We start from the raw sequence: 25,042 nt of genomic DNA on the forward strand, positions 1-25,042 counted from the left end.
CAGATCCTGACGGTTTCCAGCCCCGGCGCGCGCAATCGTTTCGAGCTTCGACCGGATCAGAGGTCATCATGCACGCACCGCCGTTCCGCCTTGCCCGCACGCCGGGCACCGCGTCGCCGGACGACGCACCCCACCTCCGCGCCTTCGCCCGCGCCGCGGACGACGCCTGCTGCGGCCCGTCCGAGGCCGAACTGAAACGCGCGAAACACCACCGCACGCGTCTGTCCGATCTGGATGCGCATCTGCACTGCTCGATCATCGGCACGTGTCTCAGCACGCACGAACTGCGCAAGCTCGTGCCGAAGTTCACGCCGCTCGATCCGCATCGCGCAACCGACCTCGAAATCCATCACGCGGCGGTCGAACTCGCGATTCACGGCGGCGCCGGCGGCAAGGCGCTGCAAAAGGCGCTCGACACGCGTTATGCGGGCGCGGTGCGCCGCTTCGCCTCCGCGCGCGACGCCGAAGCGCTGCTCGCGCTGTGGAACGAGTCGCTCGCGAGCGGCGACATCCCGCCCGCGTACTGGGCGCTGATGATCCACCCGTGCGCGACGATGGAAGTGCGGCAGGCCGCGTTCGGCGAACTGCATATGCTGTCGCATCTGGTCGGCGCGGCGAATCGCGCGGACATCCGCCGTCTCGTCGCGCTCGAAGCGGAGAACGCGGAACTGCGCTCGAAGATCGACCGGCAGCAGGTGCGGTTGCAGCAGATGAGCGTGGAGCGCGACGCGGCCCGCAACGCGCTCGAAGCACACCTGGCGCAGCCGGCCGCCCGTCCTTCGGCGGACGACGAACGTCTCGAAGCGGAAGTCGCGTCGCTGCGCGAGGCGCTGGCCGCGCGCGACGCACGGCTCGCGCTGCACACGAACCGGCGCGAAGCGGCCGAACAGCGCGCGGCGGCGGACGAAGCAACGGCCCGCACGCTGCGCACGCAGCTCGACGAAGCGCGCGCGCTGATCGACGCGCTGCGCGCGGAAGCGCACGCGGTCGAACAGGCGATGCAGCAGAACGACGAAGCGGACCGGACCGACGCCGGCCAGCCCGCATGGCGCGACGCGCTGAGGGGCCGGCGCATCGTCTATGTCGGCGGACGGCCCAGTTCGAACCACGCGCTGAAACGCTGGGTCGAGTCGGCGGGCGGCGAACTGACCGTGCACGACGGCGGCATCGAGGATCGCAAGGGGCTGCTCGCATCCGCGCTGGCCGGTGCCGACCTCGCGGTGTTCCCGGTCGACTGCGTCGACCACGATTCGATGAACATGCTGAAGCGCGTCTGCGACCGGCATCAGGTCGCATATCATCCGCTGCGGACCGCGAGCGTCGCGAGCTTCGTCGAATTGATGTCGCGGCTTTATACGGGCGTCACCGCGATGCCCGTCGCCGTGCCGGTGTCGCGCTTCTGCCTGCGTCACGGCTAACCGCAACGGGGCGGCCTCTCAGGCTTTTAACGCCGCACGAGCTTCGTCAGCGCGTTGATTTCCGGCGCGCACGCGGCGGCCGCGCGCGTTTCGATGTCGCGATAGAGCCGGATGATCTCTTCGCCGACCGGCGTCAGCGCGCTGCCGCCGCCGCTCTGCCCGCCATGTCCCGATATCGTCGCCGGCGATTTCAGCGCGCGGTTCAGTTCGTCCATCAGCAGCCATGCGCGCCGGTACGACATGTTCAGGCTGCGCGCGGCCGCCGAGATCGAACCGTGTTCGCGCACGGCTTCGAGCAGCGATACCTTGCCTGGCCCGAGCGCGATGGTGTCGTCCTGCATGATGCGCATGCGAAAGCGCACGACAGGCCCCTTGCGGGCGGGCATGTCCGGATCGTGAGCAGATTGGGTCATGCGCGAAAGGATACACGATGGGCGGCGCGCGCCCTACCGGTGTGGCGCGTCCGATCGACGGGTCAATGAGCCGCCGGAAAGCAGAAGCCGAAGTCCTCGCAGCCGGGACAGCCGGGCGATGGCCCCGGTGTCGCGCCGGTCGCCAGCGCGAGTTCGCGGGCGAGGAATTTCTTCCAGCGCATCCCGTCGACGTTGCGCGCGACCAGCGCCGGAAAAAAGCGGTCGAGCATCGCGGTGACGTCGTCGCGGCCGCCGAGGCCGAGGTCGCGCCACAGATGATCGGGCCGCAGGCACGCATGCGCGACGATCGTCGCGATAGCGGCCATGTCGTCGCGATCGACGTCCGGCGACGCGAAGCCCATCAATAACGACTGCATCGCGACGACGAACGCCGCATATCGTTCGTCGACGATCACGGTCACCTCGTCCGCCGTCGGCAACGGCTGCGCGCCGGCAGCGAAGTGACGCCCGAACACCCCCGCAAGCTGCCGCGGCGACAACCCGAGCAACGCCAGTTCGCCGCGCACCTCGCGGGCCGCGACGAGACGCGCGAAAAGCCGCGCGTCGCTCGACCGTGCGCGTTGCGCGCCGCCGGCCAGTTCGTCGCAACGCGCGGCGACGGCCGCCGTGACGTTCGAAGTCGGGCCGCCGCGCGCTTCGGCCATGTCAGTCGTCGACGCCGACGATCACGCTCGACGCCTTGAACAGCGCGGTCGCCGGCTTGCCCGCCGCGAGCCCGAGGCGATCGACGCTGTCGTTCGTGACGATCGCCGCGATCTGCGCGCCGCCCGGCGCGGCGATCACGACCTCGGCGTTCACCGCGCCCTTCTCGACCGACGCGATGGCGCCGGCGATGCGGTTGCGCGTGGACACGTTGCTGCCGTCGCCGTCGATCAGCACGATCACCGACGACGCCTTCACGAGCGCGAATGCCGGCTTGCCGGCCGCGAGGCCGAGCGACGCCGCGCTGCCGTGCGTGATGATCGCGACGAGTTCCAGGCCGGAATCGATGCGCAGCGTGATTTCGTCGTTGACGGCGCCGGGTTTCACGGCGCTCACCTGGCCGTTGAAGTGGTTGCGGGCACTGGTTCGCATGAAGATCTCCTCGGGACGTCGCCGCAAGGGATGGCCCCTTGCACGGTTGAAAGACGTCAGTGTAGCGGCGCGCACGCGGCTCGTGCGGTCGCATGCGCCGCTCCCCCTTCATCCGGACGGCTGCATGAAACCGTCCAGCCATCGTAATATATCCACCTTTATAACGGTACGGGGTACAGGACATGATCCGCAAGCTTCTGGCATCTGTTGTCGTAGTGGCCGGCGTGATGGGCGCCGGCGTCGCGTCAGCCGACGAAACCGATGTGAACGTGCTGTACGCGGGTTCGCTCGTGAACCTGATGGAGCGCAGCGTCGGCCCGGCGTTCGAGAAGGAAACCGGCCTGCACTTCAAGGGATACGCGGCCGGCTCGAACAAGATCGCGAACGAGATCAAGGGCGGCCTGCGGCGCGGCGACGTGTTCATCAGCGCGAGCCCGAAGGTCAACACGACCCTGATGGGCGAAGCGAACGGCAACCGCGTGACGTGGTACGTGAACTTCGCGGAATCGCCGCTGCTGATCGGCTATAACCCGAAGAGCCGCTTTGCGAACGACTTCCGCACGAAGCAGTGGGATCAGGTGCTGCGCGAGCCGGGCCTGCGCATCGGCCGCACCGATCCGAAGCTCGACCCGAAGGGCGCGTTCACCGTCGAACTGATGACGAAGGCCGCCGAGCAGTATCACCAGCCGGACCTCGTCGAGAAGACGCTCGGCGCGCCGGAGAATCCCGCGCAGGTGCTGCCCGAGGAAACGCTGGTCGGCCGCCTTCAGTCGGGCCAGCTCGACGCGGGCTTCTTCTACTCGACCGAGACGTCGGACCTGAAGATCCCGTCGATCCACCCGGCGCCCGAACTGAAGATCAAGGCGAGCTACACGCTGACGATCCTCAACGACGCGCCGAACAGCGCCGGCGCCGCGCGCTTCGTCAACTTCCTGTTGAGCGCCGAAGGCCGCAAGCTGCTCGCCGACCACGGCGTCGACGTCGTCCGGCCGGGCGTCACGGGCAACGCGCAGAGCATTCCCGCCTCGGTGCAGGCCGTCATCGACGCCGCCCAGCAATGAGTCGTGCGCCCGCGCGGCCGCTGTTATGGCTGGCCGCGCTGCTCGCCGTCTATCTGTGCGCGCCGTTCATCGCCAGCATCCCGGAGATCGGCCGCGCCGACTGGGCAGGCGTGGACTGGCGCGCGACCGGATCGGCGGTCGGCGTGTCGGTCGCGAGCGCGAGCGTCGCGACGCTCGTGATCCTGATCGGCGGCGTGCCGCTCGGCTACTGGCTCGCGCGTTCGCAGTCGCGCGCGGTCGAGCTGCTCGGCTTCGTCGTGCAGTTGCCGCTCGCGCTGCCGCCGCTCACGAGCGGCGTGCTGCTGCTGTTCCTGCTCGGCCCGTATAGCCCCGTGGGCATGCTGTCCGGCGGCACGCTGACCGATTCGTTCACCGGCATCGTGCTCGCGGAGACGTTCGTCGCCGCGCCGTTCCTGATCGTCGCCGCGCGCTCGGCGTTCTCGGCCGTCGATCCGGTCTACGACGACGTGGCCGCGACGCTCGGCCATCGCGCGGGCAGCCGCTTCTTTCGCGCGACGCTGCCGGTCGCATGGCCGGCGATCCGCGCGGGCCTCGCGCTCGCGTGGCTGCGCGCGTTCGGCGAGTTCGGCGCGACGGTGATGGTCGCGTATCACCCGTACTCGCTGCCGGTGTTTACGTATGTGGTGTTCGGCAGCCAGGGGCTGCCCGCGATGATGCCGCTGCTGTTGCCGACGCTCGCGATCGCGGTGGTCTGCGCGGTGCTGTCGGTGTACAGCCGCAATACGCGGATGTCGGCGGCGGGTGTCGTGCCGCACGACAACGGCGACGAACCCGCGGCGCCCGTCGCCGCCGCATTGCCGGCCGACATCGACGAACTGCGTCTCGCGTTCGACATCAAGCGCCGGCTCGGCGCGTTCAGTCTCGACGTGACGTGGCGTCCGGCGACGCGGCGTCTCGCGATCATCGGGCCATCCGGGTCCGGCAAGTCGCTTGCGCTGCGAATCATCGCGGGGCTGGAGCCGAACGACGCCGGCTCGGTCACGCTCGGCCGCACCGACCTCGGCGCGCTGCCGCCGGAGCGCAGGCAGATCGGCTACATGCCGCAGGACTACGGCCTCTTTCCGCACATGACAGTGACGCAGCAACTCGCGTTTCCGGTCGATGCGGACGCCGCAAGCGCGCGTTACTGGATCGAGCATCTCGGTTTGAGCACGCTGACCACGCGGCTGCCGCGCGAGCTTTCGTTCGGGCAACGCCAGCGCGTCGCGCTCGCGCGCGCGCTCACGCGGCACAGTCAACTGCTGCTGTTCGACGAGCCGTTCGCCGCGCTCGACACGCCGCGACGGCGTCGGCTGCAACAGTCGCTGCGCGCGTTGCAGCAGGAGATCGCGGCGGTCACGGTGATCGTCACGCACGATCCGGACGAAGCCGCGCAACTCGCCGACGAAGTGATCGTGATCGAGCACGGACGCGTGCTGCAGGCCGGGTCGGTTCACGCGGTGTTCGAGCGGCCGGCGACGTTGCGCGTCGCCGATCTGCTCGGGCTGCACAACATCGGCGAAGGCGTGGTGCGCGCGGCGGGCGAGATCCAGACCGCCGGCGGGCTCGTGCTTGCAACCGCCGACCGTTCGCTTGCGACCGGCACGCGCGTGATGTGGCGGGTGTCGCCGCGGGCGCTGCGCGCGACGCCGGACGGCGCGTATGCCGGTTCGATCGGCGGCGGGACGCTGCGTCATGGCGATCGTTACGTGACGGTCGAAGTCGGCGGCGAGTCGTTCGACATCGCGGCAGAAGACGCGCCGATCATGGCGGCCGATGCGCTGCGTTTTGCGATCGATCCGGGTGGCGTGTCGATATGGGCGGCCGGAAGCTGAGAACCGGCGCTCCTGAAAAGGCTCACCTAACGGTGATAAACCCGCATTGAGCCGCGCAGGCCGTCGTGCTGAAAGCCCCGTCAAATGGGGCTTTCAGAGCGCCCGCCAGGCCGGCGGGCAGCCGTCGCCACCCTGCTCCCGGAAACACTCACCTTTACGTCCGTGTGACAGGCGTCGGATCGTTCAGCCGGGCGCACGGCACGCATTAACGCGTGTGCGTCCGATCGGATGCGCGGAAAAAACCGCTTAAAACAGGCATCGCAATCCGTCTCACATCGAAACGGGGGCACGCCGCGTAACGCACGGGTGCAAGCGCATCGCTTCCATCCATCACCCAGCGGATGGTCCCGAAAATACTCACCTTCGGCCCATCCCGGCCGCGTCAGATCACGAACCGCGCGCCTTCGTCGAGCAGATTCGGCATCGGCAACAGGTCCGCGCGCGCGAAGCGCACCAGCGTAAACGCCCGCTCGCCGAGCGGGCTCGCCGGTATCCGCGCGAGCGGGAATTCGATCTCCGCATGCACGCGCGGATCGCCGTCGCCCTCGACGACCACGTTCATCGGATCGAGCCGCACCCGCTTCGTTTCGACATGCGTGTACGTCTGCGGATGCGCAAGCACGTCGCAGATCACGTCGAGTTCGTGTTCGAGCGCGTCGGTCTTGAGGCCGAGCGCGGCCAGCTTGCGCTCGTTCGCGTCGATCTCGGCCTGCAGGTGCGCGAGTTCCGTCAGGTTTTCGAGCCGGCGTTCGCCGAGCATCTCGCCGGTGCCCGCGCCCTGCCGCGTGAGCAACTGGAGCCGGGTTCTCAGCAGCGCGCGCTCTTCTTCGAGCGCATCGCGCCGCGATTCGTCCGCGCCGATCTGCGCGAGCCCTTCGAGCGCGATCTGTTCGACCACGCGCTTCACGATGTGCTCGCGCAGATCCGCTTCCGTCTCGCCGCACACGCGCACCTGATGGTCGTCGAAGCTGAGCGTCGTGCGCACGACGTCCGCATGCACCATGTCGCCGTGCTGCTCGACGCCGAGCACGTGACGCTCCATCATCGCCATCGCGAGCACCGCATACGTCTCGCGCGCGAGCGGATGGCGGTCGAACCACGCATGCAGTTCCGGCGAGCGGCTCAACGCGTGCGGGACGTCGTCCGGCGCGGCAAAGAACGCATGGATGTACGGGTTCGTCATCCACGTCGCGGCGCTGGCTTCGTGCGCGGCCGGCATCTGCTGCACGAGGCCGCGCACGTAGTCGAACGACGTGCCGAGCGCCGGCGCGAGACGCGTGCGGTAATGCCGCGCGAGGCGCAGCGACGGACTGAGCACCAGCAGGCGCTCGATCATGGCGTGGATATGTTGCGATTCGCGAGGCTTTTCCGCGCCGGTTCGGCGCGGCCATAGCCAGTCGATGATGCCCATAGCGGGACTCCGTAGCGGACCATGCGCCAGGTGGGATTGCGGCGGGAAAAGAAAGCGGAGAGGCAGCGCCCGCGACGGAAAAAAGCAGATCCGCCGTGCGGACATGCGAAGCTGATTTCGTCGCCGGATGCGCCGGCTGCCGCACGCGCCGACTGCCTGACGTCGCCGATCAATATACCGCGTTTCGGGCGGAAAACGCTTTGATGCGGTCCTCCCGGAAACGCTCACCTGTTGCGGTCCGTTGACCGACGCGCGCGGCGATGCGGCAACCGGCGGCGGAACCAAAACCGCCATTACGTCGACGACTTTTGAACAACGGCGACGAGGAAGGTGAAGCCGGGTTCCCGCAGACACTCACCTGACGACGACAACGTTTGCCACACCCAGTTAGTCGCATTCGGGCCGTGGAGTCTCCCGAAAAACCTCACCCATGCGCGATGCGGCATTCGAGCCGATACGAGCAAACCCCTGTTTTTCCAGGGGTTTTCGTCGCGGCCATATGCGAATTACCGCCCTTTTCCGCTCGATCCCGAAAGTTCTCACCTTCGCCCGGCAGAACCGAAAATGGCGAAGATGATACGGATCCCCAGGTTTTCAGCGAGACGGCTTCGACGCCTTCGCCTCAGAACCTGACCTTCAACTGAAACCCGAGCGTGAATGGCAGATCGTCGGAAGGAATCGGCGGCACGACGATCACGTTCAGCCCGACGCGCTTATACGCGAACATCACGACCGGCGCGGCCACCGGTCCGATCGAATGGTTGTGGCCGAGGCCCCAGTTGCCGTAGTTGTAGCCGGAGATGATCCCGCCCATCGCGGCAAGCCGCACGAAACCCCAGTGCAGGAACTCGGGCGCCCATACCGCGCCGCCGTACCACGACGGCCGCCGCAGCGAGTTGCGAAACCCGCCGACGGTCAACGCCCATTGATCGCTCGGCCAGCATTCGACGCCGAGACCCGGATTGAACTGCTCGAAGTCCTTGTCCTTGTCCGGATTGATGTGATACGAGGCGACCATCGCGTCGGCCCACAAACCGGCTCCGCACCAGTTCGCGGCTTGCGCGTGCGCAGCGGCGCCGAGCAGCACGGCCGCGGCCATCGCAGCTTTCAGTTTCTTTATGATTGCGTTGCCACCGCTGTTGCACCGTGAATGCATGTAGTCTCCATCGCCGGTCCCGCGCCGGCCGGTTCGCCGGCAGCGCCTTGATCGAAATGCGCGTCGCGCACTGTACCGCATGGCGCGGCCCATGCGATGGAGCATCCATTCGGATCGCGGTCCGTCGCGGGCAGCAGACGCAGCCCGTGATCGTACCCGACCCATGAGTCGGCCGGATGAATCCGGCCGTGCATCAAAGGCCGAGGTCGCTGAGTCCCGGATGATCGTCCGGACGGCGGCCGAGCGGCCAGTGGAACAGGCGGTCGGCTTCGCGGATCGGCAGGTCGTTGATGCACGCATGACGATGCGCCATCAGCCCGTTTGCGTCGAACTCCCAGTTCTCGTTGCCGTACGAGCGATACCAGTTATGCGAATCGTCGTGCCACTCGTAGGCGAAACGCACGGCGATCCGGTTGTCCGTCACCGCCCACAGTTCCTTGATCAGCCGGTAGTCGAGTTCGCGCGCCCACTTGCGCGCGAGGAATTCCACGATCGCCGCGCGGCCCGTCACGAATTCCGCGCGGTTGCGCCAGACGCTGTCCGGCGTGTACGCGAGCGACACGCGCTGCGGATCGCGCGTGTTCCAGCCATCCTCGGCGGCCCGCACTTTCTGGATGGCGGTCTCGCGCGTGAAGGGCGGGACCGGCGGACGGACTTCGACTGCATCGCTCATGCTTTCTCTCCTGGGTGACGGGCGGCGCGTCGCACAGACGGCCGCATGGCGGAGCGGCTGGACGCCGCTTCGAGCAACTGCTGGGCGGCCGCGCGCGCATCGAGCGCCGCGTCGGCATCGCCGCTGACGAGCGCGACACCGATCGCGCCGTCGATCAGGATCAGCCACTGACGCGCGAGCCGCGCGGCTAACCGCCGGTCGGCGTCGATCGACGCGGCGAACTCATCGCACTGCTCGCGCACGAAGGCAAGCAGACGCTCCTTGTGCTCGCGCGCGACGATGCGCACCGGATCGTCCGGCGACGCGGTCTCGCCGGCCGCGTTCAGAAACGCGCAGCCGTGGAAGCCGTCGGACACGAACCATTCGCGCAGCACGTCGAACATCGCGACGAGACGCGCGCGCGGCGTGCGGCCGCGACCGAGCGTGCCGTCGATGAACCAGCGCATCCAGCGCTCGTCGCGCCGGCGCAGCGCCTCGGCGACGAGCGCGTCCTTCGATTCGAACCACGTATAGAAGCTCTTGCGCGCGGCGCCCGCCGTGCGGACGATCGCGTCGACGCCGGTCGCATGGATGCCGCCCGCGTAGACCAGCGCCTCGGCGGCGGCGAGCAGGCGTTCGCGCGCATCGGGCTGCGCGGTGTCGGAAGAAGACGTGGACTTGTTCAAGGGATTTCCCGCATCGGTCGGCAAAAAAACCAGGCATCGGCGGAACGTCATTCAGGTGGAACGATCGTTCTCCATGGCGCGAATGTAGAACGATCATTCTCCGTTGTCAAGCGCCGGGCGAGCGCATGCGCAAATGCGCGAGGTGCGCTATCGTGTGCGTTCCGTTCAGGAGAGGAGTGCGTGATGCGCCAGCCGGCCGCTTCAACCGTTCGAAACGTTCGCGCACGCGTCGGGCGCGGCGTCGTCCATGCGGCGATCTGGGCCGCCTGCGCGCTGACCGCGTGCACGCCGCTGCGCGTGGTCACGCATAGCGTCAGCAGCGTCGAATCCGCGGTGCCGGTCGGCCGCTACGAACTCGACCCGCATCATTGGACCGTGACGTTCGACGTCGAGCACTTCGGTTATTCGCGCTTCGTGATGCGTTTCGACCGCGTAAGCGCGCAACTCGACTGGCGTGAGGGCGGGATGGATCGTTCGTCGGTCGAAGCGACGATCGAAGCGACGAGTCTCGATACGAACGTGCCGATCCTCGACCGGCTCGTGAAAGGAAAGGACATGCTGGACGTCGCGCAGTATCCGCAGATCCGCTTCGTCAGCACGCGCTTCGAGCGCACCGGCGACGCGCGCGGCACGCTGACCGGCGATCTGACGATACACGGCGTCACGCGGCCGGTCACGCTCGACGTGACGTTCAACGGTTATGCTCCGAATCCGCTGACGAAACAGCCGACACTCGGCTTTTCCGCGCATGGCCGTTTCAGCCGCGCGCAGTTCGGTCTGGCGACGTGGTTCCCGGCGGTCGGCGACGACGTGGCGGTGCGCATCGAGGCCGAGTTCGAACAGCCGGCCGCCGCGCCGGGCAACGGCGGCTAGGTCGCGCGAATCCGGAGAATCAGGCGAATCAGGCGGTCCAGTCGAGGATCACCTTGCCGCTCTCGCCGGACAGCATCGCCGCGAAGCCTTTTTCGTAGTCGTCCACGGCGAAGCGATGCGTGATGATCGGCGACAGGTCGAGCCCGCTTTGCAGCATCGCGACCATCTTGTACCAGGTCTCGAACATCTCGCGCCCGTAGATGCCCTTGATCTCCAGCCCCTTGAAGATCACCTGGTTCCAGTCGATCGCGGTCTGCGCGGGCGGAATGCCGAGCAGCGCGACCTTGCCGCCGTGGTTCATCGCTTCGAGCAGCGCGGTGAACGCGCTCGGCACGCCGGACATTTCGAGGCCCACGTCGAAGCCTTCGGTCATCTGCAGGTCCGTCATCACGTCGCGCAGCGATTCGCGCGACACGTTGACCGCGCGCGTCGCTCCCATCTTGCGCGCGAGTTCGAGCCGGTAGTCATTGACGTCGGTGATCACGACGTTGCGCGCGCCGACGTGTTTCGCGATCGCGACCGCCATGATGCCGATCGGCCCCGCGCCGGTGATCAGCACGTCCTCGCCGACAAGATTGAACGACAGCGCGGTATGCGTGGCGTTGCCGAACGGATCGAAGATCGCGGCGAGATCGTCGGAGATTTCAGGCGGAATCCTGAACGCGTTGAACGCGGGAATCACCAGATATTCGGCGAACGCGCCCTCGCGGTTCACGCCGACGCCGACCGTGTTGCGGCACAGATGCCGGCGCCCCGCGCGACAGTTGCGGCAGAAGCCGCAGGTGATGTGTCCTTCGCCGGACACGCGATCGCCGATCGCGAAGCCGCGCACCTCCTGGCCCATCTCGACGATCTCGCCGACGTATTCGTGACCGACGTGCATCGGCACCGGAATCGTCTTCTGCGCCCAGTCGTCCCACTTCCAGATATGAATGTCGGTGCCGCAGATCGCGGTGCGACGGATGCGGATCATCACGTCGTTGTGCCCGACCTCGGGTTTCTTCACGCGGGTCAACGTAAGGCCCGGCGCGCGTTCGAGTTTGGCGAGTGCTTTCATGTCGTTTCTTCGTGTTCTTAAATGACGCCGAGCTGCCGGCCCACGCGGGCGAACGCGGCGACGGCCTGATCGACCTGTTCCGGCGTATGCGCGGCGCTCATCTGCGTGCGGATGCGCGCGCGGCCCTTCGGCACGACCGGATACGAAAAGCCGATCACGTACACGCCTTCGTGCAGCAGCGCGTCAGCCATCTTCGACGCGACCTGCGCGTCGCCGAGCATCACCGGAATGATCGGATGCTCGCCCGGCACGAGCGTGAAGCCGAGCGCGCTCATCTCACGGCGGAAATGCGCGCCGTTCGCGCGCACGCGCGAGCGCAGCGCGGCGCCCTCTTCGCTTGCGATCAGATCGAGCACCTTCAGCGACGCGGCCGCGATGCTCGGCGCAAGCGAGTTCGAGAACAGATACGGACGCGAGCGTTGGCGCAGCAGTTCGACGATCTCCCTGCGCGCGGCGACGTAGCCGCCCGATGCGCCGCCGAGCGCCTTGCCGAGCGTGCCGGTCACGATATCGACGCGCTGCGCGACGCCGCAATGCTCGGGCGTGCCGCGGCCGTGCTCGCCGATGAAGCCGACCGCGTGCGAGTCGTCGACCATCACGAGCGCGCCGTAGCGGTCCGCGAGATCGCAGATGCCGGCGAGGTCCGCGATGATGCCGTCCATCGAGAACACGCCGTCGGTCGCGATCAGCTTGTAGCGCGCGCCGGCCGCGTCGGCCTCGCGCAGCTTCGCTTCGAGATCCGCGAGGTCGTTGTTGCGGTAGCGGTAGCGTTTCGCCTTCGACAGACGCACGCCGTCGATGATGCTCGCGTGATTGAGTTCGTCGCTGATGATCGCGTCGGCGTCGTCGAGCAGCGTTTCGAACAGACCGCCGTTCGCGTCGAAGCAGCTCGAATAGAGGATGCAGTCGTCGGTCTGCAGGAACGCGGCGAGCGCGCTTTCGAGTTCCTTGTGGACCGTCTGCGTGCCGCAGATGAAGCGCACCGACGCCATGCCGAAACCGTCGCGATCGAGGCCGTCCTTCGCGGCCGCGATCAGGCGCGCGTCGTCCGCGAGGCCGAGATAATTGTTCGCGCAGAAGTTCAGCACGCCGGAACCGCCGGCGAGACGGATCTCCGACGACTGCGGCGTCGCGATCACGCGCTCGCTCTTGTAGAAACCATCGGCGCGGATCTGGTCGAGCGTCGCGCGCAGATGCGCGAGGTACGGGATAGACATGGGACGGGCTCCTGACAGGGACGGCCGCGGCCCGCTATCTGCTATAGTCGCCGTCAGCCTTACCGGAAATTTTCGATTTTCCGAATTTAAGTTCGAGATATCGAACGCACTCTAAACGATGGACCTGCAAATGGCAAGCACCCGCAAGCCGCGCGCCACCGCGTCGGCGGCCGTCTCCACTCCGGCGAGCGCGCCGGCTGCCGCAACACCGGCCGCGCCGCCGCGCGTCGGCGAGCAGATTCAGCGGCTGCGCAGCGAACGCCGGATGACGCTCGACGATCTGTCGAGGGCGGCCGGCGTGTCGAAATCGATGCTGTCCGAAATCGAGCGCGACAAGGCGAACCCGACGATCGCGGTCGCGTGGCGGCTCACGAACGCGCTCGGCGTGAAGCTCGATTCGCTGTTCGCCGCGCCGAAGCAGCCGGATGCGATTGCGGTGGCCGGTCCGCACGACATTCCGACGCTGCACGGACAGGATGCCGGTTATCAGTTGCGCGTGTGGGGGCCGATCGAACTGGCCGGCCACTTCGAATGGTACGAGCTGACGCTGAAACCGGGCGGCGCGCTGGTGTCCAGCGCCCACGAACCCGGCACGCGTGAACACCTGACGGTGTTGCAAGGGACGATCGACGTCGAGGCGGCCGGCTCGGCTCAACGGCTGAAAACCGCCGACACCGCGCGGTACGTCGCCGATCAGCCGCATGCGATCCGCAATGCGGGCAAAGGCGACGCGCGCGCACTGCTGGTCGTGATTCACGGCTGACCGGATCGCGTCGTCCGTCGCGACGGGGTTGGGCGACGGCGCCCGATACTGTATATTTATACAGTCATTGAGCCGATCGACCGGAGCACGCCGATGCAGACCCCGAACGAACACGACCTCGCCGCGCTGCGCTATCAGTCGGCCGCGCGCGACCTCGAACATATCGTCCGGCATATTGCGCAACGCTACATCGTGCAGCAAGTGCCGCTGACGTGGCGGCTGCTGCACGCCATCGAGGCCGAGGCGCTCTCCGACCTCGGCTTCGCGAGCCGTCACGACGCAATGCTGCTCGGGCTGTTCCAGCGGCCTGACGGCTTCGCGTGGCCGGAGACCGACGAGCCGGTGGACTTCGGGCGGTCGAATGTACTGCCGGCGGTGTTCGCGTTTGCGGTGACCGCGTACGAGGAAGCGGCGCGGGTCGCGCAGGCAGCCAGCGAACGGACGCGAGCGAACCGGGGCCGGCGGCGGTCTCGCGCATGGGGCGGCTGAAGCGGCCTGCGCCTTTCTTTGCAGTTCGCCGATACGCGTTCGTCCAGCCCGCGTGAAGAATCCACTTCGGGTATTCTTCGCGCATCACCAGCGCAACTAACGGATTGATAGAGATTGATAAACATGGTCGCTCCGCAACCGTCCAAAGACCTGTTCGACCAGCAACGCGACGACTGGCTGCACAATCCCGCCGGCGCGTTCGACGCGTGGCTAGCCGCGCAACAGTTTCGCCGCTCGTCGGCCGACGTCTATCGCGTGCAGTGGGGTCGCTTTCTCGACTGGCTCAAGGTCCGGCGCAAGACGCTCAAGACCGTCGATACCGCGACGATCGCCGAGTTCGTCGCCGGCCTCGACGTGCGCAAACCCCAGCGGGCGAGGTATCTGCGGCTGATCGAACGGGTGCTCGATCACGTCCGCGAGATCGAACTCGCGTCCACCAATCCGGCCCGGTTCATCGCGCAGGACGGCGAAGCCGAATGGCGCAACGCGAAGGACAACGCGCCGACCAGCTTTCTTTCGCCGTCCGAGCGCGCGACGCTGATCGCGCATCTGCTCGCGCCGCTCGACGAACCATCGGCCGCGAAACGCTGGCGCGAACGACGCGACCGCGCGCTGGTGGCGGCGTTTCTCGGCGGCGGGCTCAAGACCGGCGATGCGATCGCGCTTTCACTCGACTGCGTGACGCCGCATATGCCGTGGATCACGATCGAATCCGCGAATCCGGCGTTCACGCGCACCACGCATCTGGCGCCGTTCGCGGTCAGCGTACTGGCCGCGTGGCTTGCGGAGCGCCGCCTCGCGGGATTGCCGGGGACCCTCGTGTTTCCCGGTTCACCGTCCGGACGGCCGATGCACAAGGCGACGATCCTGCGCGCGGTCGACTCGCTGCTGGAAACCGCGGGGCTCGCGGACGATCGCACGGAACGCGCGAGCCCGCAGACGTTGCGCAATTCGTTCGCGGCCGACCTCTTCGAACAGGGGACGTCGCCGGATCAGGTCGGCAAGTGGCTTGGCTTCATGCAACCGATTTCGGCGGGCCGCCTGCATCGGGCGTGGCAAATCTGGGTGGAGCGCGAGGCGCAAGCAGCGGGAAAACGATCGACCGTGCCGGCCGGCTAAGCGTTGCTGCGTATGGCACTCCGGTGCTGGTGTGCCAGTTTTGGCTCCTGAAGAACCTCACCTCTTGCCTGTGTGAGCGCTCCCGTAAACGCTCACTGATCTTTCGTTTTGTGCTGCTTCACGCGACAGTCGGTTCTCCGTTACCCTGCAAAAACCGGGTAACGGCTTCGAGCCGCGAATTGCCCGCTCCGGAGGAATGCTCGCATTCCGGACACGACAGCTCATAATGCTCGCCCACCTGTGAAAGCTCCGGTTCGCCGTCGCGGCACTTCGGGCAATGCGCAGGCAGCTCGACGTGGCCATCCACCGCCGTGCCGATTCGTGCAAGTTCTTCTTCGTTCAACCGGCCGGCGGCCGCGAGTTCGCATAACACGGCGGCAACCGACGCATCGACGTTCTGCTGACCTCGCAGCCGGGTTACCTGGCGGGTCAACGCGTCGATTTCGTCGGATCGCTCGCGCAACTGCGCGTCGAGCCGGTCGGCACGGGCCTTTGCGCTCGCCAGTTGCTGGATGAAATCGAATTCCTTTCTGCTGGCTTCGCGCTGACCGGCTTGCCACGTCGATGCCATCGAGCGCAGCGAGTCCAGTTCAACGAGCATCGGTTTTACGCGTCGCTCGGCTTCGGCCAATGCATCCTTGATCTGCTGCGCATAGTGCTCGGTGCTTTTGCGCATGTCCTCGTGCAGCGCGTCGATCCGGTCGCGCAAGCTCGCGTTGGTTGCCTGCTCGGTGTCGATCCGCTTGTGTAGCGCTTCGTTTTCCGCTTCGAGTTTGCGAACGGTTGTTTGTAAACCGTCGTGATGGAACACGCCTTGAGCCGCGGACGCGGCGAGCTGGCTTTCCAGTTCGCGGACCCGGGTCCATGCTGCTTCGGCACGTGCTTCGCTGCGTTGCAGGATTTCGTCGGCTGCGGCGCGACGCGCTTCGGCATCGCGGACGTCCTGCGCGGCCTTCGTGCGGTCTGCGTCGAGATCGGCTCGTTCGGCTTCGAACGCGGTGTGAGCATGCGCGAGTGCTTCGTCGAACAACGCACCGAGTAGTTCGCCAGCTTTTTCCTGCAATGTTGGCGGTAGTGTTCCCGCGCCGATGCGGACTTTGGACGCGGTGCGAATCCGCTGCCAGAAGAGTTCGATGTCTTTCGGAATGTCACTGGCGCTGCCGGTCTGGGTCAGTTCACGGACTGTCGCCATCGACGGCCGGATACCGAGGTCGAAGAACAGGCGCTTGCAGGCATGGATGGACAGTTCCTGGCGGCGGGCGCCGTTTTTTTTCAGTTCTTCCAGTTCTTCGCGAATCGCGTGACGATCATCGTCGATAGCCATGGCTTGCCTGCTGAGCGTATAAACGGATCGATAATAACAAAATACGTTTTATTTGTTACCTTTCGATGCGATTGCTGTTGCTGCAGGCTTGAAATATCGCCGATGGTGGATTCTCGCTCGTCCAGATCTACATCGTGTTCCAGAAGTCGTGAAACAAAGTGAACATCGATTGATAACCGATTGATCTTTATAAAACTTTTCGATCTGGTCCTTGTTCGTCGAATGTTTCACGGAAGCGCAGTTCCGGCGCGGTGGCGTCTGGAGGCTTTGTCCTCAGGAAAACTCGCGGGTCTCGGTGTTGAGAGTAATAAAAGTAAACACCCTTGATACTGGTTAAAGACGTTAACGCCACGGCTAAGCCTTATCCAGCAAGGCTTTCCGGCAGACAAGGTGAAGCTTTGCAGGATAGAAGGTGAGGCGCTACGGGACGTCTCAGTGATGGGGTTCGGGGACCTGGGTGAGCCACTGCGGGACAGGACGTGAGCGGGTTCAGGACCCGCTGTTTTCGATGAGCTGACGACAGGTGAGCGTTTTCGGGGGGACCGCCGGCGAACTGCGCTTCGTAGTGGGAATGTCCAGCGATCGAGCTGATTTTCTGTCGTGAGAGGATACGGGAACGTTGAACAGGGTCGTTTTGGGCCGGGTTGTGCCGTCGTTTTGAGCATGAGGTGAGCTAAAACGGGAAAAAATGCCGGTTGTGGGTGAGCCTCTTCGGGATTTCGGCTGGAAATTCGGCCTGTTTGGGCTCGTTTTGGCGTTGAGGTGAGTGTTTGCAGGAGTAGCCAGGCGGGATGTTCGGCCTGAGAAGAGGTGCCGCGATGGGCGCCGGCCTGGTGCGCCAGGCTTGAGGTGAGCTTTTGCGGGGCCATTGCGACACACTTCTCGCAACCCTCATTTGAAGTGTCCCGATCCGTTAAGGTGAGGATTTTCGGGATGCTGCAATAGGGTGTCGTCGTTGAACGGTGAGCCTTTTCAGGAGCAAATTCGTGGTCGCTGCGCTGGAAAGCCCGAATTACGGTGAACTGCGAGAGAGTCGCCAAGCGGGGATGGGTTCGGATGGTGAGCATTTTCAGGAGGACGCTTGCCTGGTCGGTACGAGCCTTTCGATGTCGTCTGTCTTCTTTAACGGTGAGCGTTTCCGGGAAGGACATCCGGTGTGGGTGACGGCGTGTTTGTGGATAAGCTGCGGAATCCATTGATTTTTTGCTCATTACAGTTCTACTGTGAGCTTTTTCGGGAGGCGGTTCTGGTGGGCGCTGCGGACGCTCTTCCAGTCTGTAGGTGAGGTTTTCCGGGAGCCCAAACCCGTTCACGGATAGCAATAAACTGGAGAGAGGCACGTGGGATAGGCCTCGTAGGCGGATAACGGTGAGGATTTTCGGGAGTTCTCAATCCGGCTGCTGCCGATGACGCTGCGGGGTGCTCGATGGAAACGTTTGGGGTGTGCTTGCTGGTTCGGACGACGTCCGGAGTTGGTCGTGGGTGGGTTCGATGAATTTTGCAGCGTTCCTGGGCAGGTTTTTGCGTGGCCGACCCAACAGGCAGACTGTTTCAGATGAGACTGCGGCTAAAAAAATGTGACGCAGAGTGCCGTTGCGGCAAGAAATTTTTAGGTGAGTCAATACAGGAATCGATCGACACCATTTGACTGAAGGGCAAATGACCCTGGGTCATCGCTAGCCGCAACCTGCAAAGCTTCGTGCAAATCCACGTCCACGTTGACGGTGAGCCTTTGCAGGATCGACCCGCGGTGAGTTTTCCATCGCAGCAGCGATTCACCCGCAATGGTGAGAGTACCCCTATAGACGCCTATCACCACAGGCGGTATCCTTTCGCGAAAATCTCTCCTCGATCCGACGCATGGCCACGAAGCGCGTGAAGAAAACCGATGTGGTAAGCCCCAGTTCGGCGGAATTGCGCAAGGCCGTCGAGGCGATTGCGATTCAACCGAAGAGCGGCAAGATCACGCTGTTGACCCGCAAGCTGTTCAACGTGCTGCTCGCGGTCGCCCAGCAGGCCGACGAGTCGGGGGACACCTATCGCGCGCTTCTGTCCGATATCGTGGCCAACTCGGCGTTCGATTCCAACGATACTGCGCTCGTCAAGGAGCATCTGCGTCGCATGGTGTCGGTGCAGGTCGAATGGAGCCAGGGGACGTCCAGCCAGAAGCCCGGGCGCAAGTGGGGGATCTCGACGCTGATCGCGGACGCGGAAATCCTCGAAGATCCGGCAACGCGTCGCGTCTGGGTCGAGTTTTCGTTCGCGCCGAAGATCAAGAAGAAGCTGCTCGATCCGGTTCAGTACGCGCGTTTGAGCCTCCAGTTCCAGAGTCAGTTGCGCAGCAGCGCGGGTCTCGCGCTGTACGAGATTTGCGTTCGTTACCTGACTAATCCCAGTCATCTCACGATGCGTGAGACGTGGGAATGGTGGCGGCCGATTCTGTCCGGTACGCCCGACACCGAGGCGGGCGACGAGGCCAAGCGCGAATACAAATACTTCAAGCGCGATTACCTGCGGCCGGCGATCGCCGAAGTGAACGCGGTGACGAACATCTTCGTCGAGTTGATCGAGCATCGTGAAGGGCGGCGCGTCGCGGAAATCCAGTTTCGCGTGACCGAGCGGAAGCAGCCGATGCTGGCGCTCGACGAACATCCGAATGTGTTCGACAGTACGCTGGTCGATCGCATGGTGAAGATCGGCATCCCGCTGAAGGAAGCGCAATCGCTGTATGCGGACAGCGAGGAGAACCGGATTCGTGCCGCATTGCAGATGACCGAGCAGCGAATGCGGAGCACCACACTGCCGCCAGTTCGCAGTGCCCCGGCGCTGTTCAAGGATGCGTTGAAGAAGGGTTACGCGCCGCCGGTTGAAGAGGCGCCGTCTGCGGCTGCCGTGGGCGGTAAGGCCATTGCGGCGGGTGCTGCGCCGGCGGACGATCTGAAGGCTCGTCTTCTCGGTGAGTACTCGGCGTACCGGCGACGGGAAGCGCAGGCTCTCTACGACGAGCAAGGCGAGGTCGAGCGCGAATTGGCGCGTCAGTCGTTCGAGTCGGATGAGTTGCCCGGGCTGGGGGCTCATTTGCGCACCGATTGGCGTCGCCGTGGACTGGAGTCGAAGCTGGCTGAAACGGCATTTTTCGACTGGCTTGCCCGCAAAACATGGGGAGATCCGACGGATGGCGACCTTCTCGCCTTTACGCTGAGCCAGTCTCGGGCTGCGTGATTTTATTTCGTTGTAACTAAGAGGATAGCGGCCACCTTCGCTGCGACAGCAGAGTCGGGCGGGTGGCCTGCTGGGATGGGCCTGTATCGCCCATCCAAAAATTGCTCTGAGTTATCTCGTTACTTCGCCTGAAGTATCTGTTCGATTTGCCGAAGGATGTCGTCCCGGCGCTCTTTTGACAGTCCCTTTAGCCGTAGTTCGAGCCGATCGTCCCCATAGGATTTCAGGTCGCCGACTGACGCGCCATCAAGCTTGATTTCGAGGCGCTGTGCATAGCGCTGCCGGCCGGCGGGTTTCGGGCTTTCCTGCGTGTTTGCCCTTCCCTTCACGATGTCCGCGACCTGACGCGTGCTCAGATCATCGGACAGGATCCGGTTGATCAGGCGTAGCGTCGCATCCGTGCCGCGCGCGGTGTGATAGCGGCCGACCTGGTAGGCCATGTTCGAGCCGAACCGATCCGTTCTTGCCACCATCTCCTGCATGACCACTTCGGGCAGTTTAGCGATCGATAGCGCAACAGCGACCGTCGATTCGTCGAGCCCCAGATGCTCCGCCAGCTCTTTCTGACTTTGAAAGTGGCTTTCGTCCAGAAAACGCCTCCAGACCACCGCATTATCGAAGACTGTTTGCGAGTCGCGCTGGACGTTGAGGTCGTAGCCCAGCTTGTAGCTTTCAATGCCGATCGGCAGATCGATGACGATCGCCTTCACGGTTTCCTTGTTCGCTTCTTTCAGCGCACGGACACGGCGGCCGCCGTCGCTGACGAAATAATTGCCCGGATTCCCATAGTCAGGAATGACGTGAATGGCTTGCTGCTGCCCCTGCTTCGCAAGATTCACGGCCAGTTCGGCGATCGACGATTTCAGGTAGAAATGCCGCGGATTGAACGGACTGGGCTTGATGGCTTTGAGCGGGAGTTCAATAACCTGACCCGGGCGATAGCCGTGCTCGACGCGCCACGCACGATATTCTGCTGATTCGTTTTCGATTGGAATTTCGGCGGCGGCGTCGACCCCAGGAGTGGTCACTTCCGGCGGGCTGGGCTGGTTCAACGTGCTGCGAGTCTGCGATTTCTCTTGCACGAGTCCATCGATCGCATTGAGTCGATCGAGCGCCGTGCGTTTTTCGCTGCTGGTGATATCCGGCCGCGCCTGGAAGCCTTTTGCGAACTGAGAGGGTTTCATTCAGGGTCCTTTATGCGCATAAAGTCACGGAAGCAGCGCGGCGATCTCGTCCGCGCACGCCCGGATTTCGAAACTGGCGAGTTTTGCGCCGCGGTCGTTCATCTGAAGAACGGTTTGGCCGAGCGCCATGGCCTGCTTATAGGCTTCGCGAGTCGGTATCTGGGTTTTCAGGAGCGGGAAGCCGAGTTCTTCCAGCGCACGCTTCAACTCGCGGGTCAACATTCGCTTTTCCTCGGTTTTGTTCAGAAGGAATACCGCGCGGAGATCCTCGTTCATTACCTGTGCTTGCTGGATCAGCTTGACGAGGCCGACACTGGACCAATAGTCCGCGGGCGAAGATGACGTTGGGATTACCGCGACCGATGCCGCAAGCAGCACGACGCCGGACACTTTCTCGGTAATCGACGGCGGGCAATCGACCACGATGATGTCGTAGTCTCCGATGAATTTTTTGATCTCGCGGTGAATCTGCCCACCGGCTTCCGCAAGATTGACGACTGGAAAAGGAATGCCGGTGTCGCCGTCGATCGATGCGCTAGCCCAATGAATCAGCGTATTTTGACCGTCGGCATCGACAACGAGGACCCTCTTCCCCTTTTCGTGAAAGGCCGCGCCCAGATGCATGGCTATCGTACTTTTGCCGACACCGCCCTTCTGTTGAGTGACTGCGATGATCTCTGCCGCCAATTGGAGTTCTCCTTTTCCGATCGACGGATTTTACCGTGGATGAATTTCAATTCAATGATTTTCGTTGTCGTGTAACTACAAGTTGGTCAATCGGCAGGGGTTTATGCGCATAAAGCGGCATCAGGGAGCGTCGCCTCGCAACATTGGTTAGCGGTTGCCGGAACGAACGTTCTTCAGGGGCGCACACGATAGCTCGTCCTTATGCGCATAAATTCAGGCGACGTGTCCGCCGGTTGCACAGGCAGCTCGTATCGGGAGTCCGCAGCAAAGATGTATTGTTCTTGCGGGACGGCGGGGGCGAATTCCGTAAAGGCTGTATTCCGTGGACTTGGCGACATTCCAGATCGGATCGAGCATCGAGCAGCCATTGCCCTAAAATTCTCCATCGCGCTCACCAGAGTGTCGTCGTCCAACTTGCTATCGTTTTAGGCCCATGATCACCATCTATCACAACCCGCGCTGCTCCAAGTCGCGTGCAGCATGCAGTCTCGTCGAGGAAGCCTGTCGAGCGAGCGGAGAAACGGTCAACGTTATCGAATATCTCAAGCAGCCGCTGACTGTTCAGCAATTAGCCGATTTACATCGGATGCTCGGCTGCCCCATTCTGGAAATGGTTCGCAGCAACGAGGCTGAATATGGCGACGCCGGTATCGATACATCAGACGTAACGGATAACCAAATTTACGAGGCGATTGCCAAACATCCGATTCTGCTGCAACGGCCGATCGTTGTACGTGCTGGTCGTGCCGTGATCGGTCGTCCGCCGGAAAATATTGCGAGCCTTTTCGAGTGATGAAGTCCGCAGATGCCTTTCGGCATCTGCGACCCATGAAGCCGTCCAAACACGCGACTCCGGAACCCTAAAAGAATGGGCGCCGGTAAAAACCTGTTCGATTTATATAAATTGTTCATCGATAGACAGAATCAACCAGCCGCGTGAGCGAAACCGCGGACGTCGATCATTCCTTCAACAGTCGCAACTGATTTTTGCTGATTATGAAAAAACAGCGCGCGGCGACAATTGATTCACCAAGTTGCCAGTCCTTCTTATACTAGCCTTGGCGGGCCTGAGACCGGCCCCGGCGCAAATCTCCCGCTCCCAGCCCTTCCGGATTATTACCAATCCCGACCAAATATCTTCCGTTTCATGGGGTTTTTACTCAAAATTTCGATCGTTATGCTCCCGCTCACGATCGAAATTCGTCGATCGGCTTCACCAGATCCGGAGTATCGCCATGAAACGCCTCGTTGCTGTCTTGATTGCCTCGTCCGCGCTGTTTGCTGCTACTTTCAGCGTCGCTCGCGCGGATACGCCGTCTCAATCGGAGTGCACCGGGCCGGCGTCGTACTGCAACGTGTTTTTCGGTCATTGAGCGGTGCGGGCGTGCTGCGCGCCATGCCAAAGCGCAGCACGTACGACCGGAAAGAATTCAAACGATAAAAACAAAAACAGTGCCCGAAGAAGGGGGCGGCCCGCTGCCAAACTGGCCAACCCATCGAACTCGAACCCCGATTAAAGCCCCGCCAGGCCGCCGTTGCGGCGATGTTTTCCACAAGGTTGTCCCCGGAAATTGTGGATAACGTAGCAAGTCGGCCGCTTATCCACAGCATGGCTGTGCGCGCCTGACAAACCTTCCCCGCGGTTTGCCTATCATGGAACCCTCGATCTACCGCGCTTCAAGCGCGTAACCGGGGACAGAAATGACCTGTCAAATAGCCGTTGTAGTCGGCAGCCTGCGGAAAGACTCATTCAACAGACAACTCGCCCGCGCGGTCATCTCGCTTGCGCCGGCCGATTTCGCGTTCGACTTCGTCGATATCGGCGCATTGCCGCTCTATTGTCAGGACTACGATGCCGATTTTCCCGACGTCGCGTTCCGTTTCAAGCAGCAGATCGAATCGTCCGACGCCTTGCTGTTCGTCACGCCCGAATACAACCGGCCGATCCCCGGCGTACTTAAAAACGCGCTCGACTGGGGCTCGCGGCCCTGGGGCAAGAGCGCGTGGAGCGGCAAGCCGGGCGCGGTGCTCGGCACGTCGCCGGGAGCGACCGGCACGGCGCTCGCGCAGCAGCATCTGAGGAACGTGCTCGCGTATCTCGACGTCGCGTTACTCGGCCAGCCTGAGATGTTCATCAAGCACGATGCCTCGAAGATCGGCGAAAGCGGCGCGATCCTCGACGAAAGCACCCGGAAGTTCCTGCAAACTTTCGTCGATCGCTACTCCGTCTGGGTCAAGCGCCAGATCGCACGTTAGGCGCGATACCCGATCACTCGCTGCCAGTTCGGCCAGTCGCGCGTTCCCATCCGTGCCGTACCGCATCGCGTACGTCGTGCCACGCAGCAAGGGGCGCGATGCCCGGCGTCAGCGTTTCCCAGCCGCGGCGCGCGTCCGGTTCGATGTCGTCCCACGAGCGGTCCTGATACTGAGCGTCCTGTGCGAGCCCCGCGCCATAGCGGTACGCATTCTGATACCGCTCGAACGGCACGTCGTCCTCGCTATAGCGCGCCGCATGGTGGCCGCGAAAATCCTCTTCGTATTCGACGTACTCGTCCGGTGTTTCCAGCGGCTGCGCTGAGGCAGACACGTCTCGTTCGCCGACGCCGCCGCTCATCACCGCGCCCGCGCCGGGTGCGCTCGCCGATGTCAACGCGGTCACTGCCGCGTCGTCGTCGGGCCGGCCCGGAGGCGAGGGCGGCGGCTCGGTCTCGCGAAGCGCGTCGTAACGCGCGCGCAGCGTTGCGTCGTCCGGCACGGCAGTCGCCGATGCCGTTTCGCCGTGCTTGCCGCGGAGCGCGTCCGCAATCCCGCCGATCCCGAGTTCGTCGAGCGCCGAATGCTCGCGCATCGTGTCGGGATCGGGCGCGGCGAGCCGCCAGTCGGACGCGTGTGTATCGACCTGAATCGCCTGCTGCTGGACCAGCGTGTCGCGGGCGACCGCCGCATGCGCATCGTCCAACACGCGCACGCCGATCAGCACCGCGCCGCGTTGCAGTGCGAACCGTAACGACGCCGCGCGCGCAGCTTCGTCCGATGCCGACGTACCCGTGGGATCCGGCGTGGCCGACGGCGCATGGCTGCCCGAAAACAGGCTGGCAACGAAGCGTTCGATGCCGGCTATCAGCCCACCGCCGTGCGCGCCGCCCGTGGCGGTGTCCGCCGCGGAACCCGGCACCGGCAATTCGATGTCGGTGACGGCGAATCCCTTCAGCAGCAGCGCGTCCTGCGCGCGCCGCGCGTCGTCGTAGGTCTCGTAGAGACCGGTCACGATCTGTCGCATGGCTTGCTCCTTCGCGATCCGTGTCGCGGACTCGCGGCATCGGGCGGAATCGCGCGTCGCGAGTTCCTGCCTTTGTGCAACGGCCGTGCCGGAACGCCCG

Annotated in this window: 23 protein-coding genes and 2 pseudogenes; 11 read left to right on the forward strand and 14 right to left on the reverse strand. The window is 64.1% G+C overall.

Annotated features, from left to right (window positions below; genetic code table 11):
- Positions 1–68: 68 nt before the first annotated feature.
- Positions 69–1,418, forward strand: a complete 1,350-nt coding sequence (locus BLV92_RS21605) for a DUF2325 domain-containing protein (RefSeq protein ID WP_090548596.1) — start codon at positions 69–71, stop codon at positions 1,416–1,418.
- A gap of 26 nt (positions 1,419–1,444) precedes the next feature.
- On the opposite strand, the gene BLV92_RS21610 is transcribed toward BLV92_RS21605, so the two are convergent.
- The 3 genes from BLV92_RS21610 to BLV92_RS21620 all read right to left on the reverse strand — a co-directional run bounded on the left by BLV92_RS21610 (position 1,445) and on the right by BLV92_RS21620 (position 2,926).
- Positions 1,445–1,768: a winged helix-turn-helix domain-containing protein gene (locus BLV92_RS21610; protein WP_090551314.1), complete on the reverse strand. Its 324-nt coding sequence runs from the start codon at positions 1,766–1,768 to the stop codon at positions 1,445–1,447.
- A 125-nt stretch (positions 1,769–1,893) separates the two neighbouring features.
- Positions 1,894–2,496, reverse strand: a complete 603-nt coding sequence (locus tag BLV92_RS21615; protein ID WP_090548599.1) for a nitrogen fixation protein NifQ — start codon at positions 2,494–2,496, stop codon at positions 1,894–1,896.
- A gap of 1 nt (position 2,497) precedes the next feature.
- Positions 2,498–2,926, reverse strand: a complete 429-nt coding sequence (locus BLV92_RS21620; protein WP_090548602.1) for a TOBE domain-containing protein — start codon at positions 2,924–2,926, stop codon at positions 2,498–2,500.
- Between the two features lie 182 nt (positions 2,927–3,108).
- On the opposite strand from BLV92_RS21620, the gene BLV92_RS21625 reads away from it, so the two are divergent.
- Both BLV92_RS21625 and BLV92_RS21630 read left to right on the forward strand, forming a co-directional pair.
- On the forward strand, positions 3,109–3,987 hold the full coding sequence (locus tag BLV92_RS21625; RefSeq protein WP_090548604.1) for an extracellular solute-binding protein: 879 nt from the start codon (positions 3,109–3,111) through the stop codon (positions 3,985–3,987).
- Positions 3,984–5,822, forward strand: a complete 1,839-nt coding sequence (locus tag BLV92_RS21630) for an ABC transporter ATP-binding protein/permease (protein WP_090548607.1) — start codon at positions 3,984–3,986, stop codon at positions 5,820–5,822. The genes BLV92_RS21625 and BLV92_RS21630 overlap by 4 nt, the downstream gene beginning before the upstream one ends.
- Positions 5,823–6,204: 382 nt before the next feature.
- Here the strand turns inward: BLV92_RS21630 and BLV92_RS21635 are convergent, their stop codons facing one another.
- From BLV92_RS21635 to BLV92_RS21650, 4 genes are all read right to left on the reverse strand, one after another.
- Positions 6,205–7,233 carry a hypothetical protein gene (locus tag BLV92_RS21635; protein ID WP_090548609.1) on the reverse strand — a complete coding sequence of 343 codons (1,029 nt, stop codon included), beginning with the start codon at positions 7,231–7,233 and terminating at the stop codon, positions 6,205–6,207.
- A gap of 622 nt (positions 7,234–7,855) precedes the next feature.
- The gene (locus BLV92_RS21640) at positions 7,856–8,332 is read right to left on the reverse strand and encodes a hypothetical protein (RefSeq protein ID WP_243842744.1); all 477 of its coding nucleotides are present in this window, start codon (positions 8,330–8,332) and stop codon (positions 7,856–7,858) included.
- A 250-nt stretch (positions 8,333–8,582) separates the two neighbouring features.
- A complete protein-coding gene (locus BLV92_RS21645) occupies positions 8,583–9,062 on the reverse strand; it encodes a nuclear transport factor 2 family protein (RefSeq protein WP_090548614.1) in 480 nt (159 codons plus the stop codon).
- Positions 9,059–9,727 carry a TetR/AcrR family transcriptional regulator gene (locus BLV92_RS21650; RefSeq protein ID WP_244283885.1) on the reverse strand — a complete coding sequence of 223 codons (669 nt, stop codon included), beginning with the start codon at positions 9,725–9,727 and terminating at the stop codon, positions 9,059–9,061. Before BLV92_RS21650 ends, BLV92_RS21645 begins: the two co-directional genes overlap by 4 nt.
- 183 nt (positions 9,728–9,910) lie before the next feature.
- Here BLV92_RS21650 and BLV92_RS21655 point away from each other — a divergent pair, with 183 nt between their 5' ends.
- Positions 9,911–10,600, forward strand: a complete 690-nt coding sequence (locus tag BLV92_RS21655; protein WP_090548621.1) for a YceI family protein — start codon at positions 9,911–9,913, stop codon at positions 10,598–10,600.
- Between the two features lie 28 nt (positions 10,601–10,628).
- Here the strand turns inward: BLV92_RS21655 and tdh are convergent, their stop codons facing one another.
- Together tdh and BLV92_RS21665 are read right to left on the reverse strand one after the other, a co-directional pair.
- Positions 10,629–11,657, reverse strand: a complete 1,029-nt coding sequence (gene tdh / locus BLV92_RS21660; RefSeq protein WP_090548623.1) for an L-threonine 3-dehydrogenase — start codon at positions 11,655–11,657, stop codon at positions 10,629–10,631.
- A gap of 17 nt (positions 11,658–11,674) precedes the next feature.
- On the reverse strand, positions 11,675–12,874 hold the full coding sequence (locus BLV92_RS21665; protein ID WP_090548626.1) for a glycine C-acetyltransferase: 1,200 nt from the start codon (positions 12,872–12,874) through the stop codon (positions 11,675–11,677).
- 130 nt (positions 12,875–13,004) lie between these two features.
- On the opposite strand from BLV92_RS21665, the gene BLV92_RS21670 reads away from it, so the two are divergent.
- The 3 genes from BLV92_RS21670 to BLV92_RS21680 all read left to right on the forward strand — a co-directional run bounded on the left by BLV92_RS21670 (position 13,005) and on the right by BLV92_RS21680 (position 15,245).
- On the forward strand, positions 13,005–13,637 hold the full coding sequence (locus tag BLV92_RS21670) for a helix-turn-helix domain-containing protein (protein ID WP_373681909.1): 633 nt from the start codon (positions 13,005–13,007) through the stop codon (positions 13,635–13,637).
- Between the two features lie 93 nt (positions 13,638–13,730).
- A complete protein-coding gene (locus BLV92_RS21675; protein WP_090548631.1) occupies positions 13,731–14,126 on the forward strand; it encodes a DUF2471 family protein in 396 nt (131 codons plus the stop codon).
- 123 nt (positions 14,127–14,249) lie between these two features.
- Complete coding sequence (locus BLV92_RS21680) at positions 14,250–15,245, forward strand: tyrosine-type recombinase/integrase (RefSeq protein WP_090548633.1); 996 nt, start codon at positions 14,250–14,252, stop codon at positions 15,243–15,245.
- 118 nt (positions 15,246–15,363) lie between these two features.
- On the opposite strand, the gene BLV92_RS21685 is transcribed toward BLV92_RS21680, so the two are convergent.
- Positions 15,364–16,569, reverse strand: a complete 1,206-nt coding sequence (locus BLV92_RS21685; RefSeq protein WP_090548636.1) for a DNA-binding protein — start codon at positions 16,567–16,569, stop codon at positions 15,364–15,366.
- Between the two features lie 1,860 nt (positions 16,570–18,429).
- On the opposite strand from BLV92_RS21685, the gene BLV92_RS21690 reads away from it, so the two are divergent.
- Positions 18,430–19,791, forward strand: coding sequence for a replication initiation protein (locus BLV92_RS21690; protein WP_090548637.1), 1,362 nt, complete (start codon positions 18,430–18,432; stop codon positions 19,789–19,791).
- Between the two features lie 119 nt (positions 19,792–19,910).
- On the opposite strand, the pseudogene BLV92_RS21695 reads toward BLV92_RS21690, so the two are convergent.
- From BLV92_RS21695 to parA, 3 genes and pseudogenes are all read right to left on the reverse strand, one after another.
- A pseudogene (locus tag BLV92_RS21695) lies at positions 19,911–20,810 on the reverse strand (ParB/RepB/Spo0J family partition protein); the annotation flags it as partial.
- Between the two features lie 56 nt (positions 20,811–20,866).
- Positions 20,867–20,975, reverse strand: a pseudogene (locus BLV92_RS33120) (ParB/RepB/Spo0J family partition protein); the annotation flags it as partial.
- Between the two features lie 24 nt (positions 20,976–20,999).
- Positions 21,000–21,662 carry a ParA family partition ATPase gene (gene parA / locus BLV92_RS21700; RefSeq protein ID WP_090548644.1) on the reverse strand — a complete coding sequence of 221 codons (663 nt, stop codon included), beginning with the start codon at positions 21,660–21,662 and terminating at the stop codon, positions 21,000–21,002.
- Between the two features lie 433 nt (positions 21,663–22,095).
- On the opposite strand from parA, the gene arsC reads away from it, so the two are divergent.
- The 3 genes from arsC to BLV92_RS21710 all read left to right on the forward strand — a co-directional run bounded on the left by arsC (position 22,096) and on the right by BLV92_RS21710 (position 23,918).
- Positions 22,096–22,455: an arsenate reductase (glutaredoxin) gene (gene arsC / locus BLV92_RS21705; RefSeq protein WP_090548646.1), complete on the forward strand. Its 360-nt coding sequence runs from the start codon at positions 22,096–22,098 to the stop codon at positions 22,453–22,455.
- Positions 22,456–22,897: 442 nt separating this feature from the next.
- Positions 22,898–23,035 (forward strand): hypothetical protein, encoded by a 138-nt coding sequence (locus BLV92_RS32165; protein WP_167627129.1) that lies wholly within the window; start codon positions 22,898–22,900, stop codon positions 23,033–23,035.
- A gap of 328 nt (positions 23,036–23,363) precedes the next feature.
- Positions 23,364–23,918, forward strand: a complete 555-nt coding sequence (locus BLV92_RS21710; protein ID WP_090548649.1) for an NADPH-dependent FMN reductase — start codon at positions 23,364–23,366, stop codon at positions 23,916–23,918.
- A gap of 13 nt (positions 23,919–23,931) precedes the next feature.
- On the opposite strand, the gene BLV92_RS21715 is transcribed toward BLV92_RS21710, so the two are convergent.
- Complete coding sequence (locus BLV92_RS21715; protein ID WP_090548651.1) at positions 23,932–24,942, reverse strand: hypothetical protein; 1,011 nt, start codon at positions 24,940–24,942, stop codon at positions 23,932–23,934.
- Positions 24,943–25,042: the final 100 nt, after the last annotated feature.

The organism is Paraburkholderia caballeronis (assembly GCF_900104845.1).
In the GTDB taxonomy this organism is placed as follows: Bacteria; Pseudomonadota; Gammaproteobacteria; order Burkholderiales; family Burkholderiaceae; genus Paraburkholderia; species Paraburkholderia caballeronis.